13 protein-coding genes and 2 tRNA genes are annotated in these 15439 nt (G+C 67.3%); 13 read left to right on the forward strand and 2 right to left on the reverse strand.

Going from position 1 to position 15439, the window contains the following annotated elements:
* The 10 genes from dnaA (at position 1) to DEI96_RS00050 (ending at position 11402) form a co-directional block, all read left to right on the forward strand.
* Positions 1-1455: a chromosomal replication initiator protein DnaA gene (gene dnaA, locus DEI96_RS00005; RefSeq protein ID WP_027466915.1), complete on the forward strand. Its 1455-nt coding sequence runs from the start codon at positions 1-3 to the stop codon at positions 1453-1455.
* Between the two features lie 407 nt (positions 1456-1862).
* Entirely contained in the window at positions 1863-3008 is a 1146-nt protein-coding gene (gene dnaN / locus DEI96_RS00010; protein ID WP_027466916.1) for a DNA polymerase III subunit beta, read from the forward strand.
* 71 nt (positions 3009-3079) lie between these two features.
* Entirely contained in the window at positions 3080-3967 is an 888-nt protein-coding gene (gnd, locus tag DEI96_RS00015; RefSeq protein ID WP_110863683.1) for a phosphogluconate dehydrogenase (NAD(+)-dependent, decarboxylating), read from the forward strand.
* Positions 3968-3998: 31 nt separating this feature from the next.
* Positions 3999-5312: a DNA replication/repair protein RecF gene (gene recF, locus DEI96_RS00020; protein WP_111022499.1), complete on the forward strand. Its 1314-nt coding sequence runs from the start codon at positions 3999-4001 to the stop codon at positions 5310-5312.
* The gene (locus tag DEI96_RS00025) at positions 5312-5812 is read left to right on the forward strand and encodes a DciA family protein (protein WP_027466919.1); all 501 of its coding nucleotides are present in this window, start codon (positions 5312-5314) and stop codon (positions 5810-5812) included. The genes recF and DEI96_RS00025 overlap by 1 nt, the downstream gene beginning before the upstream one ends.
* A 133-nt stretch (positions 5813-5945) precedes the next feature.
* Positions 5946-7949, forward strand: a complete 2004-nt coding sequence (gyrB, locus tag DEI96_RS00030; RefSeq protein WP_111022498.1) for a DNA topoisomerase (ATP-hydrolyzing) subunit B — start codon at positions 5946-5948, stop codon at positions 7947-7949.
* 114 nt (positions 7950-8063) lie between these two features.
* Positions 8064-10721 carry a DNA gyrase subunit A gene (gene gyrA, locus DEI96_RS00035; protein ID WP_111022497.1) on the forward strand — a complete coding sequence of 886 codons (2658 nt, stop codon included), beginning with the start codon at positions 8064-8066 and terminating at the stop codon, positions 10719-10721.
* Positions 10714-11121, forward strand: a complete 408-nt coding sequence (locus DEI96_RS00040) for a DUF3566 domain-containing protein (RefSeq protein ID WP_027466922.1) — start codon at positions 10714-10716, stop codon at positions 11119-11121. The genes gyrA and DEI96_RS00040 overlap by 8 nt, the downstream gene beginning before the upstream one ends.
* A gap of 75 nt (positions 11122-11196) precedes the next feature.
* A tRNA-Ile gene (locus tag DEI96_RS00045) sits at positions 11197-11273 on the forward strand.
* Positions 11274-11329: 56 nt separating this feature from the next.
* A tRNA-Ala gene (locus DEI96_RS00050) sits at positions 11330-11402 on the forward strand.
* A gap of 406 nt (positions 11403-11808) precedes the next feature.
* On the opposite strand, the gene DEI96_RS00055 is transcribed toward DEI96_RS00050, so the two are convergent.
* A complete protein-coding gene (locus DEI96_RS00055) occupies positions 11809-12384 on the reverse strand; it encodes a hypothetical protein (RefSeq protein ID WP_111022496.1) in 576 nt (191 codons plus the stop codon).
* 115 nt (positions 12385-12499) lie between these two features.
* Between DEI96_RS00055 and DEI96_RS00060 the strand changes: the two genes are divergently transcribed.
* On the forward strand, positions 12500-13039 hold the full coding sequence (locus DEI96_RS00060; RefSeq protein WP_027466924.1) for a peptidylprolyl isomerase: 540 nt from the start codon (positions 12500-12502) through the stop codon (positions 13037-13039).
* Positions 13040-13277: 238 nt separating this feature from the next.
* On the forward strand, positions 13278-13901 hold the full coding sequence (locus tag DEI96_RS00065; protein WP_258372712.1) for a rhomboid family intramembrane serine protease: 624 nt from the start codon (positions 13278-13280) through the stop codon (positions 13899-13901).
* A 349-nt stretch (positions 13902-14250) separates the two neighbouring features.
* Here the strand turns inward: DEI96_RS00065 and DEI96_RS00070 are convergent, their stop codons facing one another.
* On the reverse strand, positions 14251-14505 hold the full coding sequence (locus DEI96_RS00070; RefSeq protein ID WP_071404137.1) for a cell division protein CrgA: 255 nt from the start codon (positions 14503-14505) through the stop codon (positions 14251-14253).
* A gap of 81 nt (positions 14506-14586) precedes the next feature.
* Here DEI96_RS00070 and DEI96_RS00075 point away from each other — a divergent pair, with 81 nt between their 5' ends.
* On the forward strand, positions 14587-15231 hold the full coding sequence (locus DEI96_RS00075) for an anthranilate synthase component II (RefSeq protein WP_111022494.1): 645 nt from the start codon (positions 14587-14589) through the stop codon (positions 15229-15231).
* Positions 15232-15439: the final 208 nt, after the last annotated feature.

Raw genomic sequence — 15439 nt, forward strand, 5'->3', positions numbered from 1 at the left:
ATGACGATGCCGGCCGACCCCGTCGAGGACCTCTGGTCATCCGTACTCGGACTCCTCGCCGAGGACCCCCGCATCACGCCGCAGCTCCACGGGTTCCTGAACCTGGTCGAGCCGAAGGGCGTGCTCGCCGGCACCCTGTACCTCGAGGTCCCGAACGACCTGACCCGGGGCATGCTCGAACAGCGCATCCGCATCCCGATCACCGAGGCGGTGGCGCGCATCGGGGACGACTCGGTCGCGAACTTCGCCATCACCGTCAACCCGGACATGGCGTCGGAGCCGCGGGTGGACCCGAACGTCCCCGAGTACGCCGAGCCCGTGCAGGAAGCCGTCGAGCAGAGTGCCGCGCCGCGCCAGTACATCGAGGCGCCGTTCGTCCCGAGCCAGATCGACTCTCCCGGCACCAGCGGTCGGCCCGAGTCGCGACTCAACCCGAAGTACAACTTCGACAACTTCGTCATCGGCTCGTCGAACCGGTTCGCACACGCGGCAGCGGTCGCCGTGGCCGAGGCACCGGCCAAGGCCTACAACCCGCTCTTCATCTACGGGGACTCCGGGCTGGGCAAGACCCACCTGCTCCACGCCATCGGGCACTACGCCGAGAGCCTCTACCCGGGGATCCGCGTCCGGTACGTGTCGAGCGAGGAGTTCACCAACGACTTCATCAACTCGATCGCGAACAACCGCTCGAACCAGTTCCAGCAGCGGTACCGCGACATCGACATCCTGCTGATCGACGACATCCAGTTCCTGCAGGGGAAGGACTCCACGCAGGAGGCCTTCTTCCACACGTTCAACACGCTGCACGACCACAACAAGCAGGTCGTCATCACGTCCGACGTCGCACCGAAGCACCTGACCGGGTTCGAGGACCGGATGCGATCGCGCTTCGAGTGGGGCCTGATCACCGACGTGCAGGCGCCCGAGCTCGAGACGCGCATCGCGATCCTCCGCAAGAAGGCACAGTCCGACCACCTGCAGGTGCCCGACGACATCCTCGAGTTCATGGCGTCGAAGGTGTCGAGCAACATCCGCGAGCTCGAGGGCACCCTGATCCGGGTCACCGCGTTCGCGAGCCTGAACCGGACGGCCGTGGACATGGCCCTGGTGCAGACGGTCCTCAAGGACCTGATCACCCTCGACGAGGACAACGTCGTCGCGCCGACGGACATCATCAACCACACCGCGGAGTACTTCAAGCTCTCCGTCGACGACCTGTACGGGTCGTCCCGCTCCCAGGCGATCGCCACGGCACGACAGATCGCGATGTACCTGTGCCGTGAGCTGACGAGCCTGTCCCTGCCCAAGATCGGGCAGCTGTTCGGCAACCGCGACCACACCACGGTGATGTACGCGAACAAGAAGATCACCGAGCTGATGAAGGAGCGTCGGTCGATCTACAACCAGGTCACCGAGCTCACCAGCCGCATCAAGCAGGACCGCCGTTACCGCTGAGATCGGCCCGTTCCCGGCCCCATCCACCATCTGAGACGGTTCCATGGGCCGGACTTCTCACAGTGTGGATAGCCTGTGGATAACTGTGGAGGACACGCCGCCCGGTTGTACACAGGTGGGGGGTCACCTGTGGAGACTGGGGATGGAAGTGGATAGATGAGATTCATTCATCCCGTTAACGCTCACACACCGCTCACAAGTCACAAGCGTGTAGTTCCCTACTGCGGAGCGGGATGCACAGGGTTATCCACAGTGTGCACAGGCGTTAACACCATTACTCCTGGTTAACGATCAATCTCCGCGGGACAACCTTGTGGACGGCGGGATGACAAGAAATCCGGCCCCCGTCCGCCTGTGCCAGAATGGGGCGGCCGGACAGTCCAAGCCGATCGACAGGGGTTCCAGCTGTGAAGTTCGAGGTCAACCGGGACGTCTTCTCCGAAGCCGTCTCCTTCGCAGTGAAGCTCCTCCCGCAGCGCACGACCCTCCCGATCCTCTCGGGCGTCCTCATCCACGCCGACGGAGATCGTCTGACGCTCTCGTCGTTCGACTACGAGGTGTCGGCGCAGACGTCGATCTCGGCCCAGATCGACGAACCGGGCACGGTCCTGGTCTCCGGTCGACTGCTGAACGACATCGCGAGCCGGCTGCCGAACGCCCCCGTGTCGTTCACCACCGAGGACGCCAAGATCTCCGTCTCCTGCGGGTCCGCGCACTTCACGCTGCTGTCCATGCCGGTGGAGGAGTACCCGACGCTGCCGGAGATCGGGCCGCAGACCGGTGTGATCCCCGGCGACGCGTTCTCCGAAGCGGTGTCCCAGGTCGCCGTCGCGGCCAGCCGCGACGACGTCACCCCTGTCATCACGGGCGTGCAGCTCGAGGTCGGCGACAACGACCTCTCCCTCATCGCGACGGACCGTTACCGCGTCGCCGTCCGCACCATCGCGTGGGACTCCGGCCGAGTCGGCTCGGACCCCCTGCACGCACTCGTCCCGGCCCGCACCCTGCAGGAGGTCGGCCGCACGTTCGGTTCGGCGTCCACGGTGTCGGTCTCGATCAGCGGCAACTCCGACCGCGAGCTCATCGCGTTCCACGCCGACGACAAGACCGTGACGTCGCTGCTCATCAAGGGCAACTACCCGCCGGTCCGCCGGCTCTTCCCCGAGACCGTCAACGACCACGCGGTGATCAACACCGCGGAGCTCGTCGAGGCGGTCCGACGGGTCTCCCTCGTCCTGGAGCGCGAAGCGGCGCTCCGGTTCTCCTTCACGGTCGACGGGCTCACGCTCGAGGCGATCGGATCCGAACAAGCGCAGGCGTCAGAGTCGATCAGTGCGTTGTTGACCGGCGAGGAAACGGTGGTCTCGTTGAAGCCCGCCTTCCTCCTGGACGGGCTGAACGCGGTGCACTCCGAGTTCGTCCGCATCTCCTTCACCAAGACGGAGAACCCCAACAAGCCGGGCCCGGTGCTGATCACCGGCCAGACTTCGCAAGAGGCCGCAGCGACCGATGGATACCGGTACCTGCTGCAGCCGAACCTGCTGCTGCGATAGGCGCAACAGGCAACCTGCGCTGGCGCACACCACCGGCAGCATCAGCGCGACGACGAACAGAAGAGGAAATCATGCACATCGGTCTTGTCGGCCTTGGTCGCATGGGCAACAACATGCGTGCCCGTCTCCGCAACGCAGGGATCGAGGTCACCGGGTACGACGCCAACCCCGCCGTCTCGGACGTCGCCGACCTCGGCGCCCTCGCCGCTGCCCTCCCGGAGGGCAAGCGTCTCGTGTGGGTCATGGTCCCGCACGGCAAGATCACCGACGACGTGATCACCGACCTGGCCGGTGTCCTCGGCGAGGGCGACCTGGTCATCGACGGTGGCAACTCGAAGTGGCTGGACGACACCACGCACGCCGAGCAGCTCGCTGCGCGCGGCATCCGCTACATGGACGCCGGCGTCTCCGGTGGTGTCTGGGGCAAGGACAACGGCTACGGCCTGATGGTCGGCGGTGACGCCGCCGACGTCGAGTTCGCGATGCCCGTGTTCGACGCGCTGCGCCCCGAGGGTCCCCGCGAAGAAGGCTTCTCGCACGCTGGCCCGATCGGCGCCGGCCACTACGCGAAGATGGTCCACAACGGCATCGAGTACGCGATCATGCAGGCGTACGGCGAGGGCTACGAGCTCCTCGAGGCCAAGGACCTGATCACCGACGTCCCCGCCGTGTTCGCCGGCTGGCAGCGCGGAACGGTCGTCCGTTCCTGGCTGCTCGACCTGATGGTGCTCGCGCTGAACGAGGACCCGAAGCTCGACGAGCTCGAGGGCTACGTCGAGGACTCGGGTGAGGGCCGCTGGACGCTCGAAGAGGGCATCGAGCTCGCCGTGCCGATGCCGGCGCTCTCGGCGTCGATCTTCGCGCGCTTCGTCTCGCGTCAGGGCAGCGCCTCGCCGACGATGAAGGCCGTCGCGGCGCTCCGCAACCAGTTCGGCGGTCACGCCGTCAAGAAGTCCTAGGACTTCCCGGGGGAACCCGGACTCGGCCCGCGTGCACGTCGACCATCTCCAACTGACCGACTTCCGGAACTACCGGGAGGCGGACGTCGACCTCGCACGCGGGCCGAACCTGTTCGTCGGGCGCAACGGACAGGGCAAGACCAACCTGGTCGAGGCGATCGGGTACCTCTCCACCCTCGGCTCGCACCGCGTCCCCACCGACGCAGCGCTCGTCCGTCAGGGATGTGACGCCGCGATCGTCCGGGCTCGTCTCGCGCACGAGGACCGCAGCATCCTCGCCGAGGTGCAGATCAACCGCACCGGTGCCAACCGTGCGCAGGTGAACCGGTCGGCGATCAAGCCACGTGAGCTGCCGCGCTACTGCACGAGCGTGCTCTTCGCTCCGGAGGACCTGGCGCTCGTCCGGGGCGAGCCGGCCGGGCGACGCCGGATGCTCGACGAGCTGCTCGGCCAGATCGCACCGCGGATGCAGGGCGTGCTCGCCGACTACGACCGCACGCTCCGGCAGCGGAACACCCTGCTGAAGTCTGCTCGTGCCACCGGCGCGAAGGCGAACGCCCTGTCGACGCTCGACGTCTGGGACGACCGGCTCGTCGGACTCGGCGCCGAGATCGTCGCGGCGCGTGACCACCTGACCCGGCGGCTCGCACCCTTCGTGGCCGAGGCCTACGCGACCGTCGCCGGCGAACACCACGACGCCTCGATCACCGGAGTCCTGTCGATCCGCGGTGGCGACCCCGAGTCCGCGGCAGCCACCGACCCCGTGCTCGGGACCCCCGACGAGCCCGTCACGGTCGCGTCGGCTGCCGAAGCGTTCGCGGCCGCCCTCGAGCGTCGTCGCCGTGACGAACTCGACCGCGGGCTCACCCTCGTGGGACCGCACCGGGACGACGTTCTGTTCCAGCTCAACGGGTTACCGGCTCGCGGGTACGCGAGTCACGGCGAATCCTGGTCCTTCGCGCTCGCCATCCAGCTCGCGAGCGCCTCGATCCTGCGCACCGAGTCGAACCTGGGCGACCCGATCATCATCCTCGACGACGTCTTCGCCGAACTCGACGAATCGCGGCGGGAACGGCTGGCGAACGCCGTCGCCGACTACGAGCAGGTCCTCATCACGGCTGCAGTCTTCGGTGACGTGCCCGGGAAGCTGGCGGCGCATACCGTGCGGATCGAGGCGGGCACGATCGTGACCGACGAGGCGGACGCGGCCCGGGCCTCCAGTCCGGCGACGGACGGGACCGACGCGATCGACGCGACGGACGGGACCGACGCGATCGACGCGACGGACGGGACCGACGCGACCGTCGCGGACAGCAAGACGGACCCGACCGAAGCCGACGTCTGATGCCGAAGCCCCGCAAGCCCACCGAACCCTCGCAGGTGTACCGCCACCTGCGCGCGGTGTTCGGCGACCCGTCCAAGCGCGGCACCGATGCCCGTCGCCGACGTGCCCGCGAGTTCGACGCCGACACCGTGCCGTACGGGCGCGGCCGCGAGCCGAAGGGCCTCGCGGACATCGTCGGTTCGCTCGCCCAGGAACTCGGTTGGACCGAACCCCTCGCCCGCTCCGAGCTCTTCGTGGACTGGCCGAGCGTCGTCGGCGAGGAGCTGGCGAAGCACTCCCGACCGGTCACCATCGAGGACGGCGCACTCGTCATCCGGTGCGACTCGACGGCCTGGGCGACCCAGCTCCGACTGATGCGTGCGACGGTCACGACGACCATCGCGGAACGGCACCCCGAAGCCGGGGTCGAGTCGATCAGGGTTTCCGGCCCGGACGCCCCCACGTGGAAACGCGGCCCCAGGACGGTCCAGGGGCGCGGTCCTCGCGACACCTACGGTTGAGCCGACGAAATCATCCTGGAGTGCCAGAAAAGCCCGTCTGCGGGGCAGATGAGCCCTCGAAAGAGGGGGCTCTGCGGTAGACTGGGAGGTGCAGTGCGCGGGCGTTCCGCGCGCAGGCAGGAGCACGCTCGACATGGCAGCAGAATCTGAAGACGACCGGCAGAACCCGCTCGGCGCGGAGACCCCGCAGAGCGAACCGTCCTACGGCGCAGACCAGATTCAGGTGCTCGAGGGGCTCGAGGCCGTCCGCAAGCGCCCGGGTATGTACATCGGTTCGACCGGCCCTCGCGGCCTGCACCACCTGGTCCAGGAGATCGTCGACAACTCCGTCGACGAAGCCCTCGCCGGGTACTGCGACACCATCGACGTGAGCATCCGTGAAGACGGTGGCGTCCGCGTCGTCGACAACGGCCGTGGCATCCCGGTCGACGTCCACGCGGCCGAGGGGGTCTCGACCCTGCAGGTCGTCCTCACCGTCCTGCACGCCGGCGGCAAGTTCGGCGGTGGCGGCTACGCCGTCTCCGGCGGTCTGCACGGCGTCGGTTCGTCCGTCGTGAACGCGCTGAGCTCCGAGCTCGACGTCGAGGTCCGTCGCCAGGGCCACGTCTGGCGCCAGAGCTACACCGACGGTGTCCCCGTCGCGCCCGTCTCCAAGGACGAAGAGACCGACGAGACCGGCACGACGATCACGTTCTGGCCGAACGCCGAGATCTTCGAGTCCGTCGTCTTCGACTACGAGACCCTGCGCACGCGGTTCCAGCAGATGGCCTTCCTGAACAAGGGCCTGCGGATCAACCTCCGCGACGAGCGCGCCCCGGAAGAAGGGGAAGAGGCCCGCAACGACACGTTCATGTACGAGCGTGGTCTCGCCGACTACGTCGAGTACATCAACGCGCAGAAGAAGGCCGACCTCGTCCACCCGGACGTCATCGGCTTCGAGTCCGAGGACCCGGAGCGCAAGATCGCACTCGAGGTCGCGATGCAGTGGAACACCTCGTACCAGGAGAGCGTCCACACCTTCGCGAACACGATCAACACGCACGAGGGCGGCACCCACGAAGAGGGCTTCCGTGCCGCGCTCACGACCCTCGTCAACCGCTACGCGCGCGACACGAAGATCATCAAGGAGAAGGACGACAACCTCACGGGTGACGACATCCGCGAAGGGCTGACGGCCGTCATCTCCGTGAAGCTCGGCGAGCCGCAGTTCGAGGGGCAGACGAAGACCAAGCTCGGCAACACCGAGGCGAAGTCGTTCGTGCAGCGCGTCGTCGGCACCGAGCTGACCCACTGGTTCGAGAGCAACCCGACGCAGGCACGCGACGTCGTCCGCAAGGCGATCCAGGCGTCGCAGGCGCGGCTCGCTGCCCGCAAGGCGCGCGAGACCACCCGCCGCAAGGGGCTGCTCGAGTCGGGCGGCATGCCCGGCAAGCTCAAGGACTGCCAGTCGAAGGACCCGACCGTGTCGGAGATCTTCATGGTCGAGGGCGACTCCGCCGGCGGTTCCGCCGTGCAGGGCCGCAACCCGATGACCCAGGCGATCCTGCCCCTGCGCGGCAAGATCCTGAACGTCGAGAAGGCCCGGCTCGACCGCGCCCTCGCCAACCAGGAGATCCAGTCGATGATCACGGCGTTCGGTGCCGGCATCGGTGAGGACTTCGACCCGGACAAGGCCCGGTACCACAAGATCGTGCTGATGGCCGATGCCGACGTCGACGGCCAGCACATCACGACGCTGCTGCTCACGCTGCTGTTCCGCTACATGCGTCCGCTCATCGAGCACGGCTACGTGTACCTCGCGCAGCCGCCGCTGTACCGCCTGAAGTGGTCGAACTCGGCGCACGAGTACGTGTTCAGCGACCGGGAGCGCGACGCCCTGATGCAGGCCGGCCTCGCAGCCGGCAAGCGCATCCCGAAGGACAACGGGATCCAGCGCTACAAGGGCCTCGGCGAGATGGACTACAAGGAGCTGTGGGACACCACGATGAACCCGGACACCCGCACGCTCCTGCAGGTCACGCTGGAGGACGCGGCTGCGGTGGACAGCACCTTCTCGACGCTGATGGGTGAAGACGTCGACGCACGTCGCCAGTTCATCCAGCAGAACGCCAAGGACGTCCGCTTCCTCGACATCTAACGGCCAGGAGGCGCGGCGTGAGCCGCGTCGACCAGTCCTGACCACCTGTGGTCGCGCCCGGCGCGACCAACGGAACCACAGCCTCCAGGCTGTCCAGAAAGGGAACGAAGCCACATGGCTGACGACAACGAGAACGGCGCCGACGAGCTGCCCGAGATCGTCCACGGCGACAGCGGGGACATCGTCGTCTCCGGTGACCGCATCTCGCAGGTCGACCTGCAGCTCGAGATGCAGCGCTCGTACCTCGACTACGCGATGTCGGTCATCGTCGGTCGTGCACTGCCGGAGGTCCGCGACGGCCTCAAGCCGGTGCACCGCCGTGTGATCTACGCGATGTTCGACGGCGGGTACCGCCCGGACCGTGCGTTCTCGAAGTGCTCCCGCGTCGTCGGTGACGTCATGGGCCAGTTCCACCCGCACGGTGACTCGGCGATCTACGACGCCCTCGTCCGCCTGGTGCAGCCGTGGTCGCTCCGCTACCCGCTCGCGCTCGGCCAGGGCAACTTCGGTTCGCCGGGCAACGACGGCGCCGCCGCCCCGCGGTACACCGAGACGAAGATGGCGCCGCTCGCGCTCGAGATGGTCCGCGACATCGACGAGGACACCGTCGACTTCCAGGACAACTACGACGGCCGCACCCAGGAGCCGGCGATCCTGCCGGCCCGGTTCCCGAACCTGCTCGTCAACGGCTCGGTCGGCATCGCGGTCGGCATGGCCACGAACATCCCGCCGCACAACCTGCGCGAGGTCGCCGAGGGTGCCAAGTGGGCGCTCGACAACCCCGATGCGACCCGCGAAGAGCTGCTCGCCGCGCTCATGCAGCGCATCAAGGGCCCGGACTTCCCGACCGGTGCGCAGGTGCTCGGCACCAAGGGCATCCAGGACGCCTACCGCACCGGCCGTGGCTCGATCACGATGCGTGCCGTTGTCTCGGTGGAGGAGATCCAGGGTCGCACCTGCCTCGTCGTCACCGAGCTGCCGTACCAGGTCAACCCCGACAACCTGGCGATCAAGATCGCCGAGCTGGTGAAGGACGGCAAGCTCGCCGGTGTCGCCGACATCCGTGACGAGACCTCCGGTCGTACCGGGCAGCGCCTGGTGATCGTGCTGAAGCGTGACGCCGTCGCCAAGGTCGTGCTGAACAACCTGTACAAGCACACCCAGCTGCAGGAGAACTTCGGCGCGAACATGCTCGCGATCGTCGACGGGGTGCCCCGTACCCTGCCGCTCGACGGCTTCATCTCGGCGTGGGTCGCCCACCAGGTCGACGTCATCGTCCGCCGCACGCAGTTCCGGCTGCGCGAGGCCGAGAAGCGCGCCCACATCCTGCGCGGCTACCTGGCTGCGCTCGACGCCCTCGACGAGGTCATCGCGCTCATCCGTCGCTCGCCCGACGTCGAAGAGGCCCGCACCGGCCTGATGGACCTGCTGTCCGTCGACGAGATCCAGGCGCGCGCGATCCTCGAGCTGCAGCTCCGTCGTCTCGCCGCCCTCGAGCGTCAGAAGATCCACGACGAAGCCGAAGAGCTCGAGCGCAAGATCGCCGACTTCCAGGACATCCTCGGGTCGGAGAGCCGTCAGCGCTCGATCATCCGCGACGAGCTGAGCGAGATCGTCGACCGCTTCGGCGACGACCGCCGTACCGAGATCATGTTCGGCTACGACGGCGACATGTCGATGGAAGACCTGATCCCCGAAGAGGAGATGGTCGTCACCATCACCCGCGGTGGCTACGTCAAGCGCACGCGCAGCGACCAGTACCGTTCGCAGCACCGTGGCGGCCGAGGTGTCCGCGGGGCCCAGCTCCGCGCCGACGACATCGTCGAGCACTTCTTCGTCACGACGACGCACCACTGGCTCCTGTTCCTCACCGACCAGGGCCGGGTCTACCGCGCCAAGGCATACGAGCTGCAGGAGGCCGGCCGCGACGCGAAGGGCCAGCACGTCGCGAACCTGCTCGCGATGCAGCCAGACGAGCAGATCCAGCAGGTGCTCGACATCCGCGACTACGAGGTGGCGCAGTACCTCGTCCTCGCGACCGAGCACGGTCTGGTCAAGAAGACCGCGCTCACCGAGTACGACACGAACCGCACCGGCGGCATCATCGCGATCAACCTGCGCGACGGCGACAAGCTCCGCCAGGCGCTGCTCGTCGACGAGCACGACGACCTGCTCCTGGTGTCCCGCCAGGGCATGTCGCTCCGGTTCACGGCGACGAACGACACCCTGCGTCCGATGGGTCGCTCGACCTCGGGTGTGAAGGGCATGTCCTTCCGCGACGGCGACTCGCTGCTCGCGGCCCGGGTCGTCTCCGACGACGGCTTCGTCTGGGTGATGACCGAGGGCGGCTACGCCAAGCGCACCGCGGTCGACCAGTACCGGGTGCAGGGCCGTGGTGGTCTGGGCATCAAGGTGGCCAAGTTGGCGCTCGACCGAGGCGATCTTGTGGGCGCTCTCATCGTCGGTGAGGACGACGAGGTGCTCGTCGTGCTGCAATCGGGCAAGGTGGTAAGGTCTGCCGTGGCCGAGGTCCCTGCCAAGGGCCGTGACACGATGGGCGTCGTCTTCGCGAGGTTCGCGGAGAACGACCGGATCATCGCGGTGGCCCGGAACACCGAGCGGAACCTGGACGACCAGGACGACGCCGAGATCGAGCCCGCGGGCCCGGTGGAGACGGTCAGCCCAGCCGAAGCGGCCCCGGATTCCACTGATCCCATCGACACCGAGCCCGTCGCAGACGAGGCCGGAGAGGACCAGTCAAGCAATGAGTAGTGTCGCCGAGAAGCTCCAGAAGAAGGCGAAGCGACCCGTCGGCACCCGCCAGGTGCGGTTGCGACTGGTCTACGTCGACTTCTGGTCGATGGTGAAGCTGAGCTTCCTCATCGCCCTGGCCGGCAGCATCGTGATCGTGGTCGCCACGGCACTGGTGTGGGTCATCCTCAACCAGACGGGTGTGTTCACCCAGGTCGACGCCCTGTTGAAGGACGTCACCGGGCAGAACAGTTACTCGATCATGGACCAGTTCTCGCTGGGCCAGGTGCTCGGGTTCTCCATCGTCGTGGGCATCCTCAACGTGGTCGTCGGCACCGTGCTCGGCGCCATCGTGAGCGTGCTCTACAACCTCAGTGTTCGGATCACGGGCGGTCTGCTCGTGGGCTTCACGAACAACTGACACACCCGGGCCGGATGGGCCCACTGCTCGATTTCGTTCCGGCGGGATCGTACGGTAGGCTTTCATCCGGTCTGAGGGGCTATAGCTCAGGCGGTTAGAGCGCTTCGCTGATAACGAAGAGGTCCAAGGTTCAAGTCCTTGTAGCCCCACCAGTTCTCCGGAACAGCACGACAATTCCATCCCGTCGCCGATCACCTCGGTGGCACTCGGGGCCTTAGCTCAGTTGGTAGAGCGCCTGCTTTGCAAGCAGGATGTCGGGAGTTCGATTCTCCCAGGCTCCACTCGCATCAGCCCCTGGTTGCCGACTCCGTCGTCTGTCCAGGGGCTTCGTTCTGTGCCCATGCGCGCCGCCGCCCCTGCGACGCGATCGTCGCGGGCGGCTCGGTCCGCCAATCTGCCTGCGGCCGGCATCTTGTCGAGTGGTCACGACATGCCGCGTGTGGTTCGCCGAGGTGGCTGGAACTGTCGTCTGCGTGTCCTCCGGACGACAGGTTGCGACCTTTCGGCGGCGTCCCCGGGGCGCGTCGCGTGAGCGCATGGCGGACGGGAGGCGCGGGGCCAGGCCGGCGCGGGCCTCCAGGTCGGTGGGTGGGTGCGTTCACGGCACGCGTGCGCGGGTTCAGCCCGTGACCGGAGAACGACGAAGGGCCCCGGCAGCAGCCGGGGCCCTTCGTACGAACCGGGAGGTCAGGCGGCGGGCTTCTCCGCCGTGTCAGCGTCGTCGGCGACCCACAGGTCGTCGTCGGCGCGGAGCGTCTGGTACGCGGCGTACGCAGCACCGGCGACGGCGACGACGCCGACGATGATGAGTGCGACTCCGCCGAAGCCGAGACCCTTCTTCTGCTGCGACGGGACGTACTTCGCAGCGGCCTTCTTGGCCTTCTTGCCCTTCTTCTGGGCGTTCTTCACGATCTTCTTGACCCGGGGGTCCTTCGCGAGGTCGGTCACGCTCAGCACCGAGCCAGCGGTCGAGACGAGTCCGGGGACCACCTCGGACTGGAACTTGTGCGAAGCGCTCTGCGCTGCCGAGGTGGCAGCGTGCACGCCGGTCGCGAACGCGGGACGGATCCCGTTGTCGATCGCGTTCTGCACGCGGGGTGCGATGTCCTTGCGAGCTGCGTCCGCGGCGTTCGACCGGGCCTCAGCCAGGATCGCGTTCGCGTGCTCGAGGACCTTGCGCTGCTCGCCGAGGAGCGAGGCGGTCTGGCCCTTGAGCTTCTTGATCTGCTTCCGACGCTTTCGCGGGATCTCGATCGTCGTCATCTGGTACCTCCATCGGATCGGCGTGACCCCATCCTGCCACCACACTGCCTGACAGGTCACGGAACCGCAGCTGTGCAATCCGTCCGCGGTCAGGAGTACATGCGAGAATCGGAACATGTCTCTGCACACCGCTGTCGCAACGATCCACACCAACAAGGGCGACATCCGCGTCAACCTGTTCGGCAACCACGCACCGAAGACCGTCAAGAACTTCGTCGACCTCGCCACGGGCCAGCAGGAGTGGACCCACCCCGGCACGGGCAAGGTCTCGACCGACAAGCTCTACGACGGCGTGATCTTCCACCGCATCATCAAGGACTTCATGATCCAGGGCGGCGACCCGCTCGGCCAGGGCATCGGTGGCCCCGGGTACCGCTTCGACGACGAGATCTCCCCGGAGCTCACGTTCCAGAACCCCTACATCTTCGCCATGGCGAACGCCGGCATCCAAGGCGGCCGCGGCACCAACGGCTCGCAGTTCTTCATCACCACGGTGGCGACGCCGTGGCTGCAGGGCAAGCACACCATCTTCGGCGAGGTCGCCGACGATGAGTCCCGCGCGGTCGTCGACGCGATCGAGGGCGTCCCGACCGACGGTCGTGACAAGCCCGTCGAGGACGTCGTCATCCAGAGCATCGACGTCGAAGGCGTCTGACCCGCACGTGACCGACCAGGCGTACAACCCGAACAACACCTGCTACCGGCATCCGGACCGGCAGAGCTTCGTGCTCTGCCAGCGCTGTGGGCGGACGATCTGCCCGGAGTGCCAGACGCCGGCGGCGGTCGGGGTGCACTGCCCGGAGTGCGTGCGTGAACAGCGCGCACAGTTCGCAGCGAACCGCCGAGCGTCCGGAGCCCCCAGCGGGTTGACGGTCGCTCGGCGGCGTTTCGCCATGCTCGACCAGAAGGGCACGACCGTCATCGTGGCGATCACGGTGGCGATCTGGTTGCTCGACCAGGTCAGCGGGCGGTTCTTCACGAGCTTGCTCGCCTACAACTCGTTCCTGCTGCCGACGCAGCCCTGGCGTGTGGTGACCTCGCTGTTCGTGCACTCGGGCATCTTCCACATCCTGTTCAACATGTGGGCGCTCTGGATCTTCGGTCGCATGCTCGAGAACATGCTCGGTACCTGGCGGTTCGTGGCGCTGTACTTCATCACGGGGATCTTCGGGTCCATGCTCGTCACCTTCCTGGCGCCGGGGACGACCGTGCTGGGTGCTTCGGGTGCGATCTTCGGGCTGTTCGCCGCGTTCTTCGTGCTGCAGCGCAGCCTGGGGAACAACGCCGTGCAGCTCCTCGTGCTCATGGGACTGAACCTGGTCATCGGGTTCCTGCCCGGCGTCAACATCTCGTGGCAGGCGCACGTCGGCGGGATCATCGGCGGCTTCCTGATGGGCTTCGTCTTCGCACAGACGCGCAACATCCGAAAGCGTCCGCGGCAGATCGCGCTGATCATCGGCGCGGCGGTGCTCGGCATCGCGCTCACCGCTGTCGGGTACGCGGTCACGATCGGCTGACACCGCCACAACGCTCCCCGAACGCCCCGTCGCATTGCGGCGGGGCGTTCGTCGTTCCCAGGGCTGTCTGCGTCCTGCTCGTCCACAGCTGTCCACAGCGCTACTGCAAGTTATCCACAGGTGTGGAGAAGTCGGTGAGTTACACCAGTGTGATTATCCCCACTGTGGAATCGGTTGTGGATAACTCCGGGGTCGGGGTGTGGATGACGGTGTGGAGAGTGGGGAAAAGTGTGGAGAACGCCGGGATCCTCGAGGATGTGCGTTCCCGGAACGCCCGAGCTTGTGGAGAACGACGACGCCCGCCGCACCTTGCGGTGCGACGGGCGTCGGCAGAACAGTGGGCTGGGGGTCAGCGCCACCGGGTGGTCATGAGGAAGCCGACGAACATGATGCCGAAGCCGACGACGATGTTCCACGAGCCGAGGCTCGGAACCGGCAGCGTGGCGTTCGAGATGTAGAAGACGATCACCCACACCAGACCGATGAGCATGAAGCCGAACATGACCGGCTTGAACCACACCGGGTTCGGGGCGTCCCCCGCGGTGTCGACCGAGTCAGCTCGGGTCGTCCGGGCGGGCTTGGTGCGGTCCTTGTCCTTGGCCATGGCCGGTATCCTACCGTGACCACGTGTGTGGATCGGCCCGCGGACCGCCGCACACATCCCCCACGAGTACGGTGAACCGCCATGACCAGGATCCTCGTCGTCGACAACTACGACAGCTTCGTCTACACGCTCAACGGGTACGTGCAGCAGCTCGGCGCTGAGACCGACGTCGTGCGCAACGATGCCTTCCCCGAGTCCGAGATCGCCGACCGCATCGCGGAGTACGACGGCGTGCTCCTGTCGCCCGGTCCGGGAACACCGGCGGCTGCCGGCGTCTCGATCCCCACGGTGCACGCGGCCATCGCCGCCGAGACCCCGCTGCTCGGTGTCTGCCTCGGACACCAGGCCATCGCGGAGGCACTCGGCGCCACGGTCACGCACGCCGAGGAGCTCATGCACGGCAAGACCTCCGAGGTCGACCACGACGACAGCGCGCTCTTCGCCGGCGTCCCGCACCCCTTCACGGCCACGCGGTACCACTCGCTCGCGATCGTCGACGGCACCGTCCCCGATGAGCTCACCGTGACCGCGCGGACCGAGGGCGGGGTCATCATGGGCGTCCAGCACCGCGCGCACCCCGTGTTCGGCGTGCAGTTCCACCCCGAGTCGGTCCTGACCGAGGGCGGGTACCGCATGGTCGGCAACTGGCTCGAGACCACCGGGCTGTCGGGAGCCGCCGAACGCGCCGCCGACCTCGGGCCGCTCATCGCGACGCACCGCGCCTGACGAACGCCCGCGGCGGCAGACGCCGTCGTGTCATCGAGACGCCGCCGGATCCGGCGGCGTCTCGTGCGTTCGGGGGCGTCTTACTGACACGACGGCGTCTCGCGGGCACTGGACCGGACGGTCTGCGTGACGTGCGGTCGGTTGCGGGCGTGCGCCGTGCCTCCAGGCCGTCAGGAGCGGAGGCGGCGAGCAGACGTGCCTGTGGGTA

This window comes from Curtobacterium sp. MCLR17_031 (assembly GCF_003234775.2).
GTDB lineage: Bacteria > Actinomycetota > Actinomycetes > Actinomycetales > Microbacteriaceae > Curtobacterium > Curtobacterium flaccumfaciens.